This is a genomic window from Frankia sp. AiPa1, assembly GCF_023243075.1.
In the GTDB taxonomy this organism is placed as follows: domain Bacteria; phylum Actinomycetota; class Actinomycetes; order Frankiales; family Frankiaceae; genus Frankia.
In genome coordinates this window covers 1-19,112 of record NZ_JALKFZ020000093.1, presented here as the reverse complement: position 1 = coordinate 19,112, position 19,112 = coordinate 1, and the positions used below count along the sequence as shown (strand labels likewise).

Below are 19,112 nucleotides of genomic sequence, written 5' to 3'. Positions count from 1 at the left end.
GGCAGTTCACCACCGACGACGCCCGCACCAAACTCCGCCACCTATACCCCACACATTAGCAGCGACAGTCTACTAGGGGGGGACACTGTGGTCCAGGGCCATGTCTCTGCACGACCACATCACGACGAAAGGTGCCAGCTACGAGCTGCCGGCCTCCAAGGTCGAGAAGAGAGTGTCGGCCGGTGGGCGTGATGCGAGGACGTGCTTCGGCCGGGTTGATGCTGGATGCCGCGGGCCCTCGCCTGGGGGTGGCGTCAGCTCGGAGCGGAACACCACGCCCGTCTCCTGCGCGCGGGTCATCTCGTCGTAGACCGCGAGGATCTTCTTTCTGGTCGCCTCGAAGAGTTCAGGCTCCTTGTTCCGGAAGGCCCGGAAGCTGGCCAGGATGTACTCGACGTCGCTCCGCTCGACGCCGTACAGCCGGAAGTAGGCGGCGTCGAGTTCCGCCCGCAGCACGAACCTGCGCTCCGGGTCCCAGACGAAAGGCGGCCCGCCGTCCTTGAGGTCCTTGGCGAACGGCCGCATGTCCCAGGCCGTGTAGGTCAGCTCCAGCACCCTGGCCGTGACCCACGAGTCCAGCGAGGCATCAGGCTGCCAGTCGGCCTGGTCGTCGTACCGTCCGGGTTCGAGCACCGGTATCTGCTTGACCAGGAAGTAGCTCACCGAGGCGCCGGACATCTTCTGGCGCAGAACGTAGTCGAAGACGAACGAGCCGAGGTTCGCGAGCAACAGGTGGCCCCGCTGCCCGAACAGCAGCAGCGGAAGCTTGTGTCCGACCGCGAGCCGCGGGACCGCCGAGATGATCATCGTCCGGACGTCGGCTCCGCGAGCGACGTCTCGAAAGCCCACCAGCCATCCCCGGTCCCATCTGGCCAGCTTCTTCTCCACCGCGTCTTCGGGCACCCAGTAGCGGGGCATCGGCGCGACGCCGGCACCGTCCGGCCGTTCCTTCCCGAGCAGTGGTGGCAAGATGTTCTGTCTGGCCTGGGCCTCGGTCTGGCCGTCGTATGTGCCGTACCGATGGTCGAAGTGGTGCACCATCTTGGCCTCGTACAGCGGGATCATCCGGTCCGGACCATCGACCGGTCCACGGACGAAGGCCGAGGAGACCAGCCGCCAGCCATCGGCCTGCAGATCCTCGCGACGCTCGAACTTTTTCGAGTCGGTCGCCATGTGGAACAGGGTCAGAAAACTGATCATCCACGGATTCTCCGGAGGTGCGTCCCGCGACAGGATGGGCAGCCGGTTGTAGATCCCCTTCATGATCTGAGCGTGCCTCGGGCTCTCGCACACTGGGGAAGTCTTCGTGTTCGGGTTCAGCCGGGTGATGTCCTCGCGGGTCAGGGTGAACTCGATACGGGCGATGTCCGGGACCTTGCGCGCACGGAAGGCGAGCCTGATGTGTTCGGTCTGGGTATGGGAGCCGTTCGCCGTGACGAGCGCGAAGCGGAACTGGTGATGAACACCCGGGAAAAGCTTCTCCTCGTTCTCGAAGTCGAGCACGGACACGAGCGCCCGCTCAGTGACGAGATCACCGAAGAACTGCGCGGTGGTCGCGTCGGTCGCGATGCCCGTGGGCAGAACCTGGCCGAAGCGGCCTGCCGGGGCGAGCAGCGTGCGGGCGGTCTCCGCGAAGACGGCGTAGGTGTTGACGTCGCCGCGGCCCGCGAGGGGAAAGCGGCCCGAGCCGCGGAGGAACTCCGACTCGCACGTCGCCGCGCGCTTCGCGGCCTTGTACTCCGCGTGCAGTTCGAGGTCGACCGAGTCCTCGCTGGCCAGCAGATCCCTGATCAGGCGCTGGCGGGCCGCGGCGTTGGCAGCGGCGGCGATGTCGACTCGGCGAGCGGCGAAGAACTCCTTGTCCTGGATCTTCACCCGGTCCCAGGGCGGGTTTCCGAGGACGCAGGAGAAGCCGCCGTTCCACCCCGGGTCCTGACCGCCTGGTGGGGACGCGGCGTCCACCTGGAAGATTCGGGGGAACTCGAGATGCCAGTGGAAGAAGCGGTTGCGGACTGTGATCTTGTGGCGCAGGTCGTCGTGGGCAGGGTCGGGCGTCAGTGTGTCGTCGATGAGCCGCTGGACCGTCTCGCTGGTGATCGCCTGCGGGGCGTCCGCACGCTTGGGCCAGAAGAACGCGGCGCACCAGGCGTCGGCGACCAGCACCTGGCGGCGCCGATCCGGCGAGTCGTCCAGTTCGCGCTGCGCCCTGGCCTGCTGGCGGATGTCGGCGAGGGTGAGGTCGTACCGGGCGCCGATCCGGTCGATCCGCGCGACGCCCTGGACCAGGCTGGCGTTGTTCAGCCTGGCGGGATCGAGCTCGAAGGCTTCGATCTGCTGGGAGCGCTTTGACCGGTTTTCGCTACGGAGGTGGTTCGCCCAGGCCGGTTCGTCGCCGTCCAGTGCCTTGTAGGCCGTGTCCGGGACGCCCGTGTACAGGAGCCTCGGGGTCACGCCGAGCAGGGCGTTGCCGACCCGGATGTGGCCGTCGAGGAAGGCCAGTGGCCGGCCCGGCGCGAGGGACTCCAGCCAGAGAGAGACCTTGGTCAGCTCGACGGCCAGCGGGTTGATGTCGACGCCGTAGACGCATGCGCGGACGACCTTGTCGAGGGCGTGGCGGAACGCGGCCGGGGTCGGCTCCGCGTCGCCCGCGTACATCTGGGCGTAGCGCAGGGCGATGCGCCGGGCAGCGGCGACCAGGAAGTGGCCGGAGCCGCAGGCCGGGTCACAGACCGTGATCTTCAGGAGGTTGTCGGGGTCGCCGCCGTGGGCGTGGTCATCGATGACCGGGTCGAGGGCAGACTCGAGCAGGGAGTCGATGAGGACGGTCGGGGTGTAGTACGAGCCGGTGGTCTTGCGCTCGTTGCCGGCGATCTCGACGAGGGTGAAGGTCCGACTCGGCACGTCGGGGCGCGGGACGAGTTCGAGCAGGGATTCGTAGACGCTGCCGAGTTCGTCGGCGCCGAGGTGGCCGAAGTCGACGCGGCGCAGGCGACCGCGGTCGTCGGGGACGTGACTGAGCAGGCGGATCGCGGCGAGAAGCCGGCTGTTCGGTAGTTGGTGGTCGCGTAGTTCGTCCGGCCGGCTGGTGAGCGCGTCGTCGGCTGTGCTGCGGGGTGCGTCGGGATCGTCGGCGCGCAGGTAGAGGCCGCCGAGCTCGGGGAGGGCGAGTTCGGGCCGGCCGCCTTCGGTGCCGAGGGCATCGAGGACGACGACGAGGCCGCGCCAGAGGTCGCCGTGCCGGTCACCGAGGCGGGCGTCAGCGATGCGGCGCAGCCGCTCGGTGGAGAAGTACCGCTGGTAGCGATCCCGGGCCCGCTCCAGATCCTGCCGGCTTCGACCGCGCGCGGGATTCGGCCCGGGGGCGATGCCGACGCCGATGGGCCGGTCCGGGTCCGGTGGCGGCGGGATGAGCAGGGCGTCGCGGTCCTCGGACACAAAGAGAAAGAGGATCTGATAAGCGAGCCTGAGCAGCTCGTGTTCGAAGTCGGACTCGGAGATCCCGCCGTTGCGTCGGCCGGCTCTCAACTTGTCGCACAATGCCGGATTGGCTTCGAGGAAACCGGTGCCGAGCTCCTCGAGGGCCCTGCGGACCTGCTCGCGCAGTTTGTCCTTGGCTTCGATGCCGGTCTGGTGCGCGAAGGTCCGCCACCGTTCGAGCCAGCAGTCGGCCGGGGTACCCGGGGTGCCGTCGGCACGTGGTTGGACGGTGAGGCGGGAGGCGTGCAGGGTGGCGTAAAGAAGCGCGAACTCGTCGAACAGCTCGCCGTCGAAGATGGCCTGGAGGTCGAAGTCCAGGTAGGCGGCGCCGACAAGGGCGGACGAGTCGCGCAGCAGCCGCAGGTCCCGACCGTTGGACAGAATCCCCCAGAGGTGCTCGGGCCGGCCGTTGAGATGCTCCTGGAGGAGTGCCTGCGGAGCACGTTCGCCCTTGGAACCGGGCCCGGTCCTGCCGATTCGTTCGTCGAGGCCGCGGTTCCAGCTGACGAGGTGGATCGGCACGTGCTGCCAGAGGTGGCTCACCCGCGGGGTGCGATCGCGGGGTGCCGGCGAGATCAGGCCGTAGTCGAGTACCGAGAAGAGGGCCTGCAGCCAGTGCGTGCGGGTGAGCTCGGCGGAGACGTCGGTCGACGCGGCGCCCTGACGGTGTGCCGGCTCCGCCGTGAGCCAGTCCTGGAAACTCAGCCAGACTCCGCGCAGATGCGTCCAGTGTCGAGCGGCGGCCTGTTTGACGTTCTCGTTCAGACCGAGGCCGTAGGTGTCCGTGCCGGTGCCCGGGAGTTCCGCGTCGCCGTTGACGATGCGGCGCAGCAGGCGGGGCGGCAGGAAGCCGCCTTCGATGGTGACGGCGGTGAACTTCTCGTCGTCGTGGCGGCTCAACGGACGGCTCCGGCCGGCAGGTAGACGTAGACGCCGAGCACGTCGGCGTGTTCGTGCGGCTTGACGTCGAGGCTGCGGGTCCGCCCGCCGACGATCTCGCGGGCGGCGGCGTGCGCGGCGCGCAGCTCCGCGGCGAGCACGCCGCCCTTGGCGTCGAGGTGCGGCTGGGCGTCGGCGAGTTCGGCGACGGCGCGTTCGGCCTGCTGCTGGACGAGCTGTGGCAGCGCGTTGTCCGGCGCCGCGGCGAGTAGCGCTCTGACCTCCTGGTCGTCGAGCCATTCGAAGCTGCCGCCGGGGTCGCGGCGGTAGCCGGCGAGGCGGGCGTCCTCAGCGACGACGGTGTTCGGTCGGGCGGTGCCCGGCAGGGTCAGATGAAAGCGGTAGCGGGTCAGCAGCAGCACGGTGCGGATGGGCACGGTGCTGACGCGGAACACGCCGAGCCTGGCCGCCGGGGGCGGGGTGCCCAGGTCCGTGCCGGCCCACGGATCTTCCTCGGCGTCCCCGGTCGGCGCCGACGGCCGGCCGTCGAGGGCGGCTTCGACGACGAGCCGGGCGATCCCGCGTACCGCGGGATCGGTACGGACGAGCGCGCGCTGGCCGGGGCGGGCCGGCAGGTCGTCACAGAACCGGATCGACGTGACCTTGTCGTCGCGGACACCGAGGGCGTCGCGGACGGCGGGGCGCAGGCCGGCGAGCGAGACCTTGAAACCGTCGTCCTCGGCGCTGACCTGGGCGCCGATTGCGGCGAGGGCGTCGTGGACGAAACCGCGGACCTCGGCGGTGGTGCCCATCGCGGCCCGCACGCCGGCGAGGACCCGTTCGACGTCGGTGTCGGCGATACCCGAGTGGGCGAACTTCGTGGCGGCGCCCTTCTGCCGCTCCGCCGCACTCTTCCAGGCTCCGTCGATATCCGGCGCGAGGTCGTTGAGGTCGAGATCGAGGGCGAGCTGCTGGCTTTGCAGGGTGCCAGAGCCGTCGCGCAAGAGGCGGTTGACCAGAGCCTTGACGACACCGGTCGTCTCCTCGGGGACGGGCACGGCCACCCCGGTGTTCTTCGCGATCTGCCGGTGCTTGCGTAGCAGGACGTTCAGGACGACGCCGTCGATGCCGTTGTCCTGGCCGTAGAGGGTGACGGCGCGGACGATGTCCCTGCGCTGGCCGAACCGGTCGACGCGGCCTTCGCGCTGCTCGTGGCGGGTCGGGTTCCAGGACAGGTCGTAGTGCACGACCGCGTCGAAGTGCTCCTGGAGGTTGACGCCCTCGGAGAGGCAGTCGGTGGCGATCAGGACCCGCCGGCCGGGCACGTCACCGAGCTCGGCGACGGCCTTCTCCCGCGCGGCGGGCGGGTCCTCGCCGGTGACGTAGCGGACGGTGGCCTTCTTGCCGAGGGCCTTGCCGAGTTGGGCGTGCAGATAGTGCGCGGTGGGGATGTACCGGCAGAAGACGATCGGGTTGTAGGTCTCGGCGGTCAGTCCCTTGATCGTCTTGATCAGCAGGCGGAGTTTCGCGTCGGTGTCCCTGCCCGCGAGCTTCGCCGCCGCCTGGCCGAGTTCGCGCAGCCGCTGCTGGTCGGGCTCGGGAAGGGTCTCGTTGTCCGCACCCGGTGGGACGTCGGCGCCGTCGGCGGCGTCGTCCATCGGGTCGAGATGCTCCTGGCGGCCGAGCTGTTCGATCTCCTTGCTGGACATGTTCAGATCGAGGCCGGAGCGCGACTGGAAGGTCGCCACGGCGGCTGCCGGGGAACTGGCCAGCGAGCGCAGCAACGCGAGCGAGGACCACCAGCGGATCCGCGTCTTCAGGTCCCCGTCGGCGGTGCGGACCAGCTGCCGGGCGAACGTGAGGGTGTCCCGGTAGAGCGCCTGGTAGTCCTCGTCGAGACCGTACGGCAGATCCTTGTAGTCACGATCGCTGGGGAACGGCGTCTCCTCGTCGATGAACCTGCGGATGTCCTTGCGGCGGCGCTGCACGAAGTGACGGGCAAGCCGGTCACGGCTCATCCTGTCATCCAGGTCGATCGTCGCCAGATCCGGGCTCAGGAGGCCGAGAAGAGCACGGAACGCCTCGTCATCGCCCGAGTGCGGCGTTGCGGTGACCAGCAGCAGATGGCGGTTCTCGTCCGCGGCGATGCGCCTGACCAGGTCGTAGCGCTGGTGGCGGTCGACCGACGGGCCGCCGACGACGGTGTGGGCCTCGTCGACGATGACCAGGTCGGCGCAGCCACGGGCGACGATGTCGCGCCGACGGTCGGCCTTGACGAAATCGGTCGACACGACCGTGAACGGGAACTTTTCGAAGATCGACTTTTCGCCGGACAGCCGTTCCAGGCGGGTCGCGGTGGAGGTGAGGACCAGTTCGGCCTCGATGGCGAACTTCTCCGCGAGTTCCCGCTGCCACTGCTCGGCCAAGGCCGGGGCGCAGAGAACGGTCAGACCGGTGGCGTCGCCCTGCGCGAGCAGTTCCTTCGCGATCAGTCCGGCTTCCACGGTCTTACCGATGCCGACATCGTCACCGATGAGCATCCGCACCGTCCGCTGGCGTAGCGCGACCAGCAACGGGACCAGCTGGTAGTTGCGCGGCGTGACGGCCACCGAGGCGAGTGAACGCAGCGGCCCGGCACCCGCGTCGAACCCGAGCCGCAGCGCGGTCGTCAGCAGCCGGGCGGACTGGTGGTCGCCTACCGTGTTCGGTCCGACCTTCGGCGGCGCGAACTCGGCCGGGCTGATCTCGGCCGGGAACAGCGCGGCGATGAACTCCTCGTCGCCGTTGAGCGGCCGGGCGATCAGCAGATCCGGGGCACTGCCCGGGAGAACGACCCAGTCCCGGCCGCGTGCCGCGACGACACTGCCCGGCCGGTAGAGGGCTGCGCCCGGCGGGTTGGTGACTCCGCTGGTGGCTGCCGTCCGCGGGGGCATCAGATGGCCCGCCCGGTGCCGAAGACGTTCGCATTGGCGTGCACGACCTGTCCCCACTCCTCGTCGTAACGGAACCGGACGACGAGCCAGCCCAGGTCGGCCAGCCGGTCCTCGGCCGCCGCGTCGCGTTCCGCGACCGGAGCGGCGTTGTGGTGCGGCCCGTCCACGAACACCGCGACGGGACCCGAACTCAGGTGATACACGAAATCGGGCCGAGCGAACGCCTCGTCGACGCGTGCCTGCGCGGCGTCGGGAAGCCGGAAGCCTCCCTCGCGAAGAAACGTCAGCAGCCTGCGTTCCAGATCCGATTCGGCTCGCTCGGCCAGCTCGCTGGCGCGCCCAGCCGGTCCGTCTGGATGGCCCTGGGTGCGGACGGTCTCGGCGCTGGCGAACCGGCGGAGCAGGTCGACGACGAGGTGCCGGTCGATTCCCAGGTGGAAGGTCTGGTTCGTGTAGGACAGCAGGCAGTCGTAGCAGCCCCGCTCGCATCGCTCCCGTGCGCCCGGCGCGTGGCCCAGGTCCTCGCCCGTCGCCGGGTCGTAATGGATGAGCTCCAACGCCTTGGCCGCGACCTCGGCCAAGGCTGTCGGTTCATCATGCAGCCGGCGCAGCACGCCGGCACCACCCTCCGTGCTTTCGATCAGGAGAAACCGGCCCTGGCCCCTGCTGTCGGGCAGCGCCTCGCTGGTCAGTTCAGAGTCCTCCAGCTGGAACATGGTTTCGATCCCGCGTTCCAGCGCGTAGCGCAGCGTTGTCGCAGTCGCATCGTCGACCGGCGACGCGAGGCGGATCACGGCGATGTTGCGCCGATCCTCGACGAACGGGACGACCTTACGAGCCCGCAGATCGTCGGCGAAATCCGCCAGCTCGGACTCCTCCGCGACCGGCTCCGTCGCCTTCTTCTCCGTGATCCAACGGCCGTTGACCGGGTCGAGCCAGAACCCCAGCTGGTCCTTGCGACTGCGGCGCCGAAGCCCCTGGTTGATCACCCGGACGGTGGCGGTATCCCCGAACACGAGACTCGCGAGCGCTCCTGAGCCGTCTTCTGCTGGCTCGATCGTGGCCGCCAGACGTCCAGGGCGCCGGCCATGAGTGGCGAACCGGTAGGTCGTCAACAGGTCGAAGCCCGCACGACGGCGTTCTTCCTCGTCCGAGGAGATCCGCCGGCGCCGTTGCGTCATGACGGTCTGCAGGTGCATCAGCCCCGGCATGGGCGTGCTCAGCGGCGCGTCGCATTCCTCGCAGCGGTTCGTCCCGACGCCACGGTCATGCCAGTAACCGCATTCCCCGCACAGCCGGGCCTCGGTCGTCGCGATGTCGCCGGCGGCGTTGAGCCCACCGGGAATCTGGACGCGTGTTACCTGGTAGCGGTCACCCTCGTGGTAGATCAGTGCACCCGGGCCGAACTCGGCGACCGCGATGAAGCGAGGCCGCTGGATGTAGTCGCCGCCGGTCCGACCACCCCGTTCACCGGGGATATAGGCCGCCAGCGGCAGGCGGGGGAACGAGTAACCCGGCAGGAAGCCCTCGGAAGCGAAGTAGCGGTACGAGTAGAAGTCGGAGAACGGGGTCTCCTCCGCCTCGTTCGTCAGCAGCTTGATCCGCTCCTCGGCCTCATATCGGCGTCGGCGGGCCAGATCCCGGCTCGGTGAGGCCATCGACCGGTCGAGGACACGCAGGTTCTGTTCCCGCTGGTCCTCGACCGCGGCCCGGTACATGTCGCGCCACCGGTCACAGGCGGCGTCGAACGCTCGGGACGCGGCCTGGATGACGTCGCCGATCCAGCCCTCGTGCCACCAGCTCGCCGCATGGATCTCGTCGCCGGTGAGCACGGAGGCCGCGGCGGCCGAGGCCCGCAGCCGGGCGTCTGGATCGGTGAGCTGCGCGGCGAGGTGCAGGTGGACCGGGAGCGGTAGCGCACCGCGGGGTCCTTCCTCGACTGCCAGGACGTCGGTGAGGCTGCGGCCGAGACTCGCGCCGGTCTCGGCCAGCCAGATCGCGTGGACATGCGAGCGGACCAGGTCCTCGTTCTTCAGGTCGAGCCGCGGCGGGGTGACGCTGCCGGCAACCATCTGATGCGAGCGGCGGAAGTAGTACTGGTCATGCGCGCTGCCCGTCGAGCAGTACGTCGTGACCAGCGCCGGCTGCCCCGACCGACCCGCCCGGCCGGAACGCTGCGCGTAGTTCGCCGGCGTCGGCGGCACGTTACGCATCGCCACCGCGTTCAGTTCGGCGATGTCCACGCCGAGCTCCATCGTCGGCGAGCAGTACAGCAGCGGCAGGCCGCCCCTGTCCGGATCCCCGCCCAGGCGGAACGCCTCCTCCCGTTCCTGGCGGCGTTTTGCCGGAACCTGAGCGGTGTGCTCGGCGGCCAGCAGTCCGTTCAGGTCCGACGCCCCGCGGCGGTAGAGGTCGCGGAAGAACGTGTTCACGCGCATACCGGTGTCGTCATCGACCATCTTGCGCAGCGGGTCCGGCGCACCCCGGCTCCCGTCCCCGGCACGCCAGATCAACGTCGACGAACGGACCTGGTAGCCCCGTGTCCCACGCGGCCCCTCGACTTCCGCGATCAGGCCGTGCCGGAGGAGCACCTTGACCAGATCGCCAATCATCTTGTCGGCGTCACCGATCGTCACCTTGCCCGGTGCATGTGGGAACTCGCCCGCGCGGCGCAGGTAACGGCCGAACGCGCCCCGGGCGGTGATGTGCACCGCGTCGCGGGGACCGCCCTTCGCGCCGGCCGAGGCGAACATCGTCCGCTCGTTGACCCGCGGCTCGCCGGGCGGAATCGCCCACACGCCCTTCAGGAGCTGGTCGCTGGAGGTGAGCAGCCGCTCATGACCCGCCTGGGTCAGAACCTCCGCCTCGACGGCGAGCGCCCGGCGCATCTCGTCCAGCAGGATCCGGCCCAGCTGCGCCCGGTGCCGCGCGCTGTCATCGCGCAGCAGGGCATGCGTCTGTGCCCACAGGTCCTGCTCCGCCGCGATCTCGGCCAGGTCGACGTAGTCGAACAGCAGCAGGCCGGTCTGCTCCAGGTTCGGCATCGTCACCCGCCAGCCTCGCTCCAGGTCCGCGTAGATCCGGTAGGCGACCGCGGCGCGCAGCGCCCGCAGCACGTTGTCCTTCTGGCTGAACCGCGGATCCTCGATCCTGGAGAACGACCGGATCGGCAGGTCGAGCGCGTCGGTGACCTTCTGCGCCACCTCGTCATGGCGCAGTCCGTGCTCATCGGCCGCGGCCGCTGCCTTCCACAGGGCGCCGCGCAGCCGCGTGACCTGGACGAAGTCGTTGAGATGGCCGGCCTGAAGGCTCGCATCCTGTCGGTTGTCGACGAACGTCAGCAGCTTGCGGGCCGATTCCTTCAGGTCCTCCTGCGCCTGCAGGCCACGCAGCACACTCACGCTCAGCAGTGACACCGCCGAGCTGCGACCCTCGGCGGCGAACGTGGCCAGCTTCGCGAAGTCCTTGATCCTTGGCTGCTCGTAGGAGACCCGGCAGCGCAGGCAGAACCGGAACGGGACGGCGACGAACCATGCCTGCGTTCCCTCGCCCGGCGGTGTCTCACGGCCGTCGGTTCCGGCCCAGACCGTCTTCGGCAGATACTCGACGAGCCGTGGGAGGACCTTCGGACTGGTGGTGGTCGCCGGGTCGAGCCAGGTGTCCGGGATCCGGCCCGCGGCCAGCGGATCGTCCGGCCAGAGCGCGTCCGGGTCATCGTCCGAGGCGAGGTAGAGGTAGCCCGGCTCCGCATTCTCCTTGGTCACCGTCGTGCCCGTGCGGGCCAGGTAGCGGACGCCGTCCGCGTCCGTGACGCGGGTGACCTCCAGGTACTCGTGGCCGCACTCACGGCAGAACGCGAGCGGCAGCAGCGGCCAGTCCCGCTGGCCGGGCACAGACACCTGGTACTGGCTGGTGATCCGCCGTGTCTCGGGTGGCTGGAGGCTGACGTAGGCTGTGTCGCCCTTCGTCAGGAACTGGTGCAGCCGGAAGGCGAACAGCGGCCGGTCCGTCTCCGGCTCGCGTGCCGCGGCACCCTCGGCGAGCATCGCGCTGATCGCGGCGGCGCACACAGCCTCAGCCCGAGCCGTCCTCTGGGCAAGCTCGGCCGCGGCCCTCGGCAGGGTCGTGGGCGTGCGTCGCTTCAGACGACCGTCGTTCCCGTCGTTCCCGCTGTTCGCGAGCCCGAAAGTGTCCTCGACCCAGATCGCCAACGGATCACTCGCCAACTCACCGTATGACCGGCCTCCCACAGCCTCCAGCCCGCCGGCCTGACCGCGTTCCGCCGCCATCGCGACAGCCTTGTCCAGCTCGGTGTCGGACGGCGAGCGTGCCTCGGTCGCCCGCCGCAACGTCTCGCCGATGACCGCGGACGGTTCGACGTCGACACCGAACAGCCGACTGGCGACCCGCGACACCTGCGCCTGCGTCTCGGCGAACGTCTTCGCGGTCGCCATCGTCGCCGACGTACCGACACACTTCATCTCCGGCGCCGCACACGCCTCCCGCAGCCGGCGTACCAGCAACGCCACGTCCGCGCCCTGCCGGCCCCGGTAGGTGTGCAGCTCATCAAGCACCAGAAAACGTAGGCCATGAGCCGCACCGATCAGAACCTGCCGCTCGTGCGGCCGAGTCAGCAGGTACTCCAGCATCACGTAGTTCGTCAGCAGAATGTCCGGCCGCCGCTGGAACACCCGCTCCCGATCCGCCGCTGACTCCTGCCCGGTGTACCGAGCGAACGTCACCCTGCGATCCGCTGCGGGAATGCCCCACACCAGATACTTGGTCAGCTCGTGGAGCTGGCTGTTCGCCAGCGCGTTCATCGGGTAGACGACGATCGCCGAGATCCGGTCCTCCCGCGGCGCGCGGAGGATCGCGTCGACGATCGGAACGATGTACGCAAGGCTCTTGCCCGACCCGGTACCTGTCGTCAGCACATAGCTGCCACGGCCCCGCGCCGCCTCAACCGCCTCACGCTGATGCTGGTACAGCGCCAGCGACCGACGGCCAGGATCATCCTCGGCACGTTTCGCCCGGAAGTATCGCCCACAGTCGGGGTGCAGGACCTCGTCACGCACAAGTTCATCGACCGATCCACCCGCGGCGAAGGTGGGGTTCAGCGAGATCCACGGATCAGGCCAACGGACCTTCCTCTCTCGCTCGTCGGCCAGATGGGCGGCGATCCGTCCGTCCCGCACCTGTACCAGCGAGTCCGTGAAGTCCGAGTAGTCCTTGATCAGTCCCGCATGTACGTCGAAGACCCGCATGCCCCCGCCTACTGTCGCGCACCCGCCGGACCGGGCCCAACCATCCCCAAACCTGCACCCTACGGCGATCGTGGCCGCCGCCCGCAGCAACCCCAGCGACGCGTCGGCAGGTCCGTCTCTGGTAGGTCCGGCGTTGGTGGATCCGGCTGGGGAGTCGGTATCGGGCGATGCGGCGGTGGGTCCGTCGGGGTCCGTGCGCTTGCGGCCGGCGAAGGCATCGGCGACCTTGTCGAGGATCGATCCGAAGGTGCAGGCCGGCCGCCGCCTGCCTGCCTACCCGCCCGCGCCGTGGCCCCGCTGGTCATAAGCGATCACAGGATGACCGGAGGCGAGATCGGTCGCCACCGCCACCGCCACTGACGCTGTGCGATGTGGATCATTTTGGCGTCCCGCCCGATGAGGCTATTCTACGGGTCGTAGAAGTTTCGACGTCACGTAGAAGATCGGTGGTGGGATGGGATGGTGCTGGCTGCGGGGGCTGCGGGGGCTGCGGATCTGGCGCGGGTGCAGACGGCGTTCTCGCTGGCGTTCCACATCTGCTTCGCGGTGTTCGGCGTCGGCCTGCCGTGGCTGCTGCTCTACACCGAGGGACGCTGGGTCCGCACCGGTGATCCGGGCTGGCTCGCGCTCACGAAGAAGTGGTCGCGGGCGTTCGCCGTGTTGTTCGCGGTGGGGGCGGTGTCGGGGACCGTCCTGTCGTTCGAGTTCGGTCTGCTCTGGCCGGCGTTCATGGCCCGCTACGGCGGGGTGCTCGGCCTGTCGTTCACCCTGGAGGGGTTCGCCTTCTTCGCCGAGGCGATCTTCCTCGGGATGTACCTGTACGGATGGCAGCGGCTGTCGGCGCGGGCCCACTGGCTGACGCTGTGGCCGATCGCGATCGCCGGGACGCTCTCGACGGTGTTCATCATCACGGCGAACGCGTGGATGAACGTGCCCGGCCATATCCGCGAGGTCGACGGCACGGTGGTCTCCGCCGAGCCGCTCGCTCCCTTCCTGAGCCCCGCCGCGCCGGCGCAGGTGGTGCACATGCTCCTTGCCGCGCTGATGTGCACCGGGGGAGTGGTCGCCGGGGTGTACGCCATCGGCCTGCTGCGCGGACGCCGCGACCTGTACCACCTGCGCGGACTGCGGGTCGGGCTGGCCGCGGTGCTGGTGTGCGCGCCGCTGCAGCTCGTCTCCGGGGATCTCGCGGCCCGGGTCGTCGGCTCCCGCCAACCCCTCAAACTCGCCGCGATGGAGGGCCTGTTCCGCACCCGCTCCGGCGCCCCACTGACCATCGGCGGCTTCTACGACGACGCGACGGGCCGCGTCCGCTATGGCATCGAGTTGCCGAAACTGCTGTCGCTGCTCGAGGGCTTCCACACCGACCACCGCATCACCGGGCTGGACGCCGCCCCACCCACCGACCGCCCGAACGTCCTGCTCGTGCACAGCGCGTTCACCCTGATGGTCGGGCTGGGCACCGTGCTGATCGCGTTCGCGGCGCTGGTCGCGCTGGTCATGGCGCGCCGCCACCGGCGCGGCGAACGCCCGCTGCTGCCGACCGGGCGGCCCTGGCTCGCGGCCGCCGCGGCCACCGGCCCCGCCGCGATGCTGGCGATGCTCGCCGGCTGGGAGGTCACCGAGGGCGGCCGTCAGCCCTGGATCGTCTACGGCCGGATGCGGGTCGCCGACGCCGTCACGTCCAGCCCCGGCGTCGGCTGGACGCTCGCCGGCACCATCATCCTCTATCTGGGCCTCGCCGCCGCCGTGATCCTCATCCTGCGCCGCATGGCCACCGGCGGCCCTGGTCCTGGTCACGCCGTCGGGCCTGACCTCCCGACCGCCCCGCCTCCGGCGCTCGGCCCGGACGTCCCGCCGGATCGGCTCGCGCCGGTCGCGCCGGGCACGCTGGCCGGATCGGATACGCGGGTTGCTGCGGACCTGTCGGCCGATGCGGCGGCCCCGGCTGGTTCCGAGCCGGCTGTGCCCGCGGGCGGAGGTACGCGGCGATGAGCGCGGCGGATCTGTTGCTGGTCGTGATGGTCGGCGGCCTGACCGCCTATGCGCTCCTCGCCGGGGCCGACTTCGGCGGCGGAATCTGGGATCTGCTCGCCCGCGGCCGGGACGCCACCGACCAGCGGCGGCTCATCTCCGCCGCGCTCGGACCGGTGTGGGAGGCCAACCACGTCTGGCTCATCTTCGTCCTGGTGGCGTTGTTCAGTGGGTTCTCCGAGGCGTTCGGGATCATCGGTTCGACGCTCGAGGTGCCGCTGCTCATCGCGCTGGTCGGGATCGTGCTGCGCGGATCGGCCTACGTCTACCGCGCGTACGGCGGTGGCGCCGCCGGGCCCGACCACTGGTGGGGGCACGTGTTCGCCGCCGCCTCGACCGTCACCCCGTTCGCCCTCGGAGTGACCGGGGCCGCCCTGGCCACCGGTGATCTCGCGCCGGGCGCGCCCTGGCGTCCGTTGACAAATCCGTTCGGCCTGGTCTGCGGCCTGTTCGCGGTGACGGTGACGGCGTTCCTCGCCGCTGTCTACCTGTGCCGGGACGCGGCGGCGGCCTCGTCCACCGCCCACCTTGTGCCCGGCCTGCGCCGCCGTGCCCTCGCCGGCGCACTCGCCTCAGGCGCCTGGGCCGCCGCCCTGCTCCCCTTGCTGCGGACGCACGCGCCGGTGGTCGCCGACCGTTTCGCCGACCGGTCCATCCCGTTCGCCGTCGCCTCGGCGCTCGGTGGTGTTGCCGCGCTGATGCTGCTCTGGCGCCGCCGGTTCGGCGCCGCGCGGGTGGCCGCCGGCCTCGCCGTCGCCGGCGTGCTGTGGGGATGGGCCGCCGCCCAGTACCCGGACCTGATCGTCGGCCACTCCACCGTCACCTCGGCCGCCGCCCCCGAGGCGAACCTGGCGGCGCTGCTTGTCGCCATCGGCCTTGGGATGCTCGTCGTCCTCCCGTCCATGGTCCTTTTGTTCCGCCTCTTCTCCCGTCCCGACCCGTACCACGAGCCCGACCCAGCCGGCGATGGGCACTGATTCCCTCCGCCTCGCCGCGAGAGTGGACCTGCGTCCCGAGGTGCCCGCCAGGTGGGATGCCTCGGGAGTCCGCGGCAGAGGAGAGCGGCGGCCGATACGAGCATCGTCACGTGTTGCCAGACCGGGCAAAGAACGACATCCGAAATCTCGCCGAGGCCACCTCGAATCCCGGACTAGCGGCAATTGCCGAGCAGCCCGAAAATACCTGGCGGCGTGGGAGTCGGTCTCGTCGTACTCATTCATCGTCCCCACCGGGGCGGGGCTACACAACGACCATCGAACCAGACGAAGATCCCGCATCCCCAAATCCAGACGATCAACGGCCTGACAAAACCCTATGGAAGGTGGACGAGTGTCTTGCCGGTATTAGCGCCGCGCATCATGGACAGGAAGGCTTCGACGGTTTTGTCGATTCCATCGAGGATGGTCTCTTCGGTGCGCAGCGAGCCGTCTTGCAACCAGTTGGTGGCCTGTTGGATGTAGCCGGTGGCGATGTTGTAGTGGTCGCCGACGTTCATGCCACGCAGGGTGATGCGTTTGCCGATGGCGAGCGGCAGGTTGCTCGGGCCGGGTGGGGGTTCGGCGCTGTTGTAGGTGGAGATCGCACCGCACAGGGCGATGCGCCCGTGCTGGTTCATCGCGCCGAGCGCGGCTTGGAGGTGGTCGCCGCCGACGTTGTCGAAGTAGACGTCGATGCCTTCGGGTGCGGCCTTGGTGAGCTGGCCGGGTAGGTCGCCTGCCCGGTAGTCGAGCCCGATGTCGTAGCCGAAGTCCTCGACGAGGCGCCGGGCCTTGCCGGGGCCGCCGGCCGAGCCGATGACCTTGGCGGCGCCCAGGCGCTTGGCGATCTGGCCCGCGACTGACCCGACTGCACCCGCGGCGGCGGAGACGAAGACGACGTCGCCTCGTTGGACCGGGGCGATGTGGGTGAGGCCGGCGTAGGCGGTGAGCCCGGTCAAACCGAGCGCGCCGAGGTAGGCCTGGGCGGGGGCGAGGCGGGTATCGAGCACCTCGACGGCGGCGGGGAGCAGGGCGTACTCGCGCCAGCCCAGGAAGTGCAACACGGTTGACCCGACCGGCACGTTGTCGGCTCCGGAGGCGACAACGGTCCCGACCGCGTGGCCGGTCATTGCCTCGCCGAGCTCGAACTGTGGGATGTAGGACTCACCTTCGTCCATCCGCCCGCGCATGTACGGGTCGACGGACAGCCAGTCGTTGCGGACGAGGATGTGACCCGGTCCAGGGTCGGCGACCGTGGTGGTGACGGACACGAAGTCCGTCGGTTTGGGTTCGCCGATCGGGCGGGCGGCGAGATGCCAGGCACGGCTGGAGACCGGCATGGGAGACCTCCTGGGTCGCACGGGGAGAAAGACTGCATGGGCGAAAGGGGCGAAAGGGGCTAAAGGGGTGAAAGGGAGAGGGCGGTGCGGGTTCAGGGGGAGCCCAGGAGGAACATCGGCAGCTCCCGGTCGGTGCGGGCGCGGTATTCGGGGAAATGCGGCCAGGCCGTGTCGGCCGTCTTTCTAAATGGTCACGCCGAGCAGGGTGCCGCCGGTCGCGTCGATGGTCTGACCGGTGATCCACCGTGCGTCGGGGGAGGCGAGGAAGGCCACGACGTCGGCGATGTCGACCGGGTCACCGATCCGGTGGAAGGCCGACAGGGCGGCCGTGCGCTCCCTTAGCTGCGGGTCGGCGAGCCAGGGCACGAGGTCGGTGTCGACGACGCCGGGCGCGACCGCGTTGACGGTGATGCCGCGCGGCCCGAGCTCCTGGGCGAGGGTGTGGGTCAGGACGTTGAGGGCTGCCTTGGTCATCGAGTAGGCGATGGTCATCGGGACGGCGATCCGGGCCGCCGCGGAGGTGATGTTGATGATCCGGCCACCGTCGCGGAGCCGGTGCAGGCCATGTTTGAGGATGAACAACGGTGCCTTGGCGTTGACCGCGAACATCTCGTCGAAGTCCTTCTCGGCGGTGTCGCCGATGGCGGCGTAGACGACGACCCCGGCGTTGTTGACGACGATGTCCAGGCCTGGCGTGTCGCTGAACTCGGCCAGGCCCCGGTCGAACGACTCCCAGAGCGCCATGGCGTCGCCGGCCTCCCCGAACTTTGCCCGGATCAGGAACGCTCTGCCGCCGCCGCTCCTGATCGTGGCTACCGTCTGCGTGGCCGCTGCCTCGTCGCTCCCGCAGTGGACGGCGACCAGCGCGCCCTCCCGGGCCAGCCGTTCGGTGATGGCCTTGCCGATACCCCTGCTGCCACCGGTGACCAGCGCGGTCTTGCCTGCCAGCGTCCTCATGCCCACATCCTTCCGAAGCGATCGCTACAGAATTTGGACTGTAGCAGATTCTCTAGCGTTCGGTATAGAATGAGGGTGTGGTAGCAGTCCGACGGGGACGACCCAGGGAGTTCGACCGAGCCGCGGCTCTTGATCGCGCCCTGGTGTTGTTCTGGGAGCGCGGCTATGAGGCGACCTCCATCGCCGATCTCACGGCGGCGATGGGCGTCGGCGCCCCGAGCCTGTACGCGGCCTTCGGCAGTAAGCGCGAGCTGTTCGACGAGGTCGTGCAGGTCTACGGCCAGACCTACCACGCCTTCATCGCAAGGGCGCTGATCGAGGAGCCGACCCTCAAGGCCGGCCTGGACCGCATGTTGCGCGAGGCCGCGGGGGCCTACACCCGTCCCGACCTGCCGCGCGGCTGCCTAGTGATCAGCGCCGCTGTCAACTGCAACGCACCCGAGGTCGAACAGGCCCTGCGCGCCCTGCGCACCACCGACCTCGACGCGCTCGAACGCCTCGTCAACGTCGCGATTGACGCCGGGGAACTGCCCGCCGGCACCGACGCCCGCGCGCTGGCGGTATACACCAGCGTGGTCATGCAAGGCATGGCCCAACAGGCCCGTGACGGCGCCGACCGCGGCGACCTTGAAGCGGTGGCCGCCCTGGCAATGCGGGCATGGCCCTGGACCGCGCCCTGAACGTGAGCCGACGGCAACCACCACCAAGCGCGCCACCAGCTGAACCGACCACCCTCGTACGGAGGTGCGGCGCTGCATCTTGCGGCCATCGCACTTGCTGGAGCGAATCTGCCCGCTAGTCCGCTGTGACCAGCGGGACTGTCCGACAAAGGTGAGCGTGAGCATGGGCGTGACGCAGCTGGGCCACCGCCACTCTGGCCACGAGTAGTCGTCAGCCTGTCCCCCACACCGCGCGGGTACGACTACTACCTGGGCGGCAAGGACAAACTATCCGGCCGACCGGGAGGCGGCCGAGCAGACGCTCGCTGTCCTGCCGAACGCGCGAACCATCGCACGGGAGAACCGTGCCTTCATGCGCCGCGCCACCCGGTACCTTGCCGCCGAGGAAGGTATCCGACAGTTCCTCGACATCGGCACCGGCATTCCCACTTCGCCGAACCTGCACGAGGTCACCCAGGGCGTGGCGCCCGACGTCCGGGTCGTGTACGCGGACGATGACCCCATCGTGCTCGTTCACGCCCGCGCGCTGCTGTCCAGCACTCCGCAGGGGCGCACCGCCTACGTGGACGCG

Annotated in this window: 8 protein-coding genes and 1 pseudogene; 4 read left to right on the top strand and 5 right to left on the bottom strand. The window is 69.6% G+C overall.

Annotated elements, in window-relative coordinates; all coding sequences use genetic code 11:
• Window positions 1-138: 138 nt before the first annotated feature.
• The 3 genes from MXD95_RS07815 to MXD95_RS07805 are packed head-to-tail and all read right to left on the bottom strand — an operon-like array spanning window position 139 to window position 12,553.
• Window positions 139-4,377, bottom strand: coding sequence for an Eco57I restriction-modification methylase domain-containing protein (locus MXD95_RS07815; protein ID WP_250639869.1), 4,239 nt, complete (start codon window positions 4,375-4,377; stop codon window positions 139-141).
• The gene (locus MXD95_RS07810) at window positions 4,374-7,289 is read right to left on the bottom strand and encodes a DUF8741 domain-containing protein (protein WP_250639868.1); all 2,916 of its coding nucleotides are present in this window, start codon (window positions 7,287-7,289) and stop codon (window positions 4,374-4,376) included. The genes MXD95_RS07815 and MXD95_RS07810 overlap by 4 nt, the downstream gene beginning before the upstream one ends.
• Window positions 7,289-12,553 (bottom strand): DEAD/DEAH box helicase, encoded by a 5,265-nt coding sequence (locus tag MXD95_RS07805; protein ID WP_250639867.1) that lies wholly within the window; start codon window positions 12,551-12,553, stop codon window positions 7,289-7,291. The genes MXD95_RS07810 and MXD95_RS07805 overlap by 1 nt, the downstream gene beginning before the upstream one ends.
• Window positions 12,554-13,012: 459 nt before the next feature.
• On the opposite strand from MXD95_RS07805, the gene MXD95_RS07800 reads away from it, so the two are divergent.
• A complete protein-coding gene (locus MXD95_RS07800; protein WP_250639866.1) occupies window positions 13,013-14,548 on the top strand; it encodes a cytochrome ubiquinol oxidase subunit I in 1,536 nt (511 codons plus the stop codon).
• A complete protein-coding gene (locus tag MXD95_RS07795; protein ID WP_250639865.1) occupies window positions 14,545-15,564 on the top strand; it encodes a cytochrome d ubiquinol oxidase subunit II in 1,020 nt (339 codons plus the stop codon). Before MXD95_RS07800 ends, MXD95_RS07795 begins: the two co-directional genes overlap by 4 nt.
• 335 nt (window positions 15,565-15,899) lie before the next feature.
• On the opposite strand, the gene MXD95_RS07790 is transcribed toward MXD95_RS07795, so the two are convergent.
• Window positions 15,900-16,904, bottom strand: coding sequence for an NADP-dependent oxidoreductase (locus MXD95_RS07790; protein ID WP_250639864.1), 1,005 nt, complete (start codon window positions 16,902-16,904; stop codon window positions 15,900-15,902).
• 183 nt (window positions 16,905-17,087) lie between these two features.
• On the bottom strand, window positions 17,088-17,861 hold the full coding sequence (locus MXD95_RS07785) for an SDR family oxidoreductase (RefSeq protein WP_250639863.1): 774 nt from the start codon (window positions 17,859-17,861) through the stop codon (window positions 17,088-17,090).
• Window positions 17,862-17,938: 77 nt separating this feature from the next.
• Between MXD95_RS07785 and MXD95_RS07780 the strand changes: the two genes are divergently transcribed.
• On the top strand, window positions 17,939-18,541 hold the full coding sequence (locus tag MXD95_RS07780) for a TetR/AcrR family transcriptional regulator (RefSeq protein WP_250639862.1): 603 nt from the start codon (window positions 17,939-17,941) through the stop codon (window positions 18,539-18,541).
• 194 nt (window positions 18,542-18,735) lie between these two features.
• Window positions 18,736-19,112 (top strand): annotated as a pseudogene (locus tag MXD95_RS07775) (SAM-dependent methyltransferase); the annotation flags it as partial.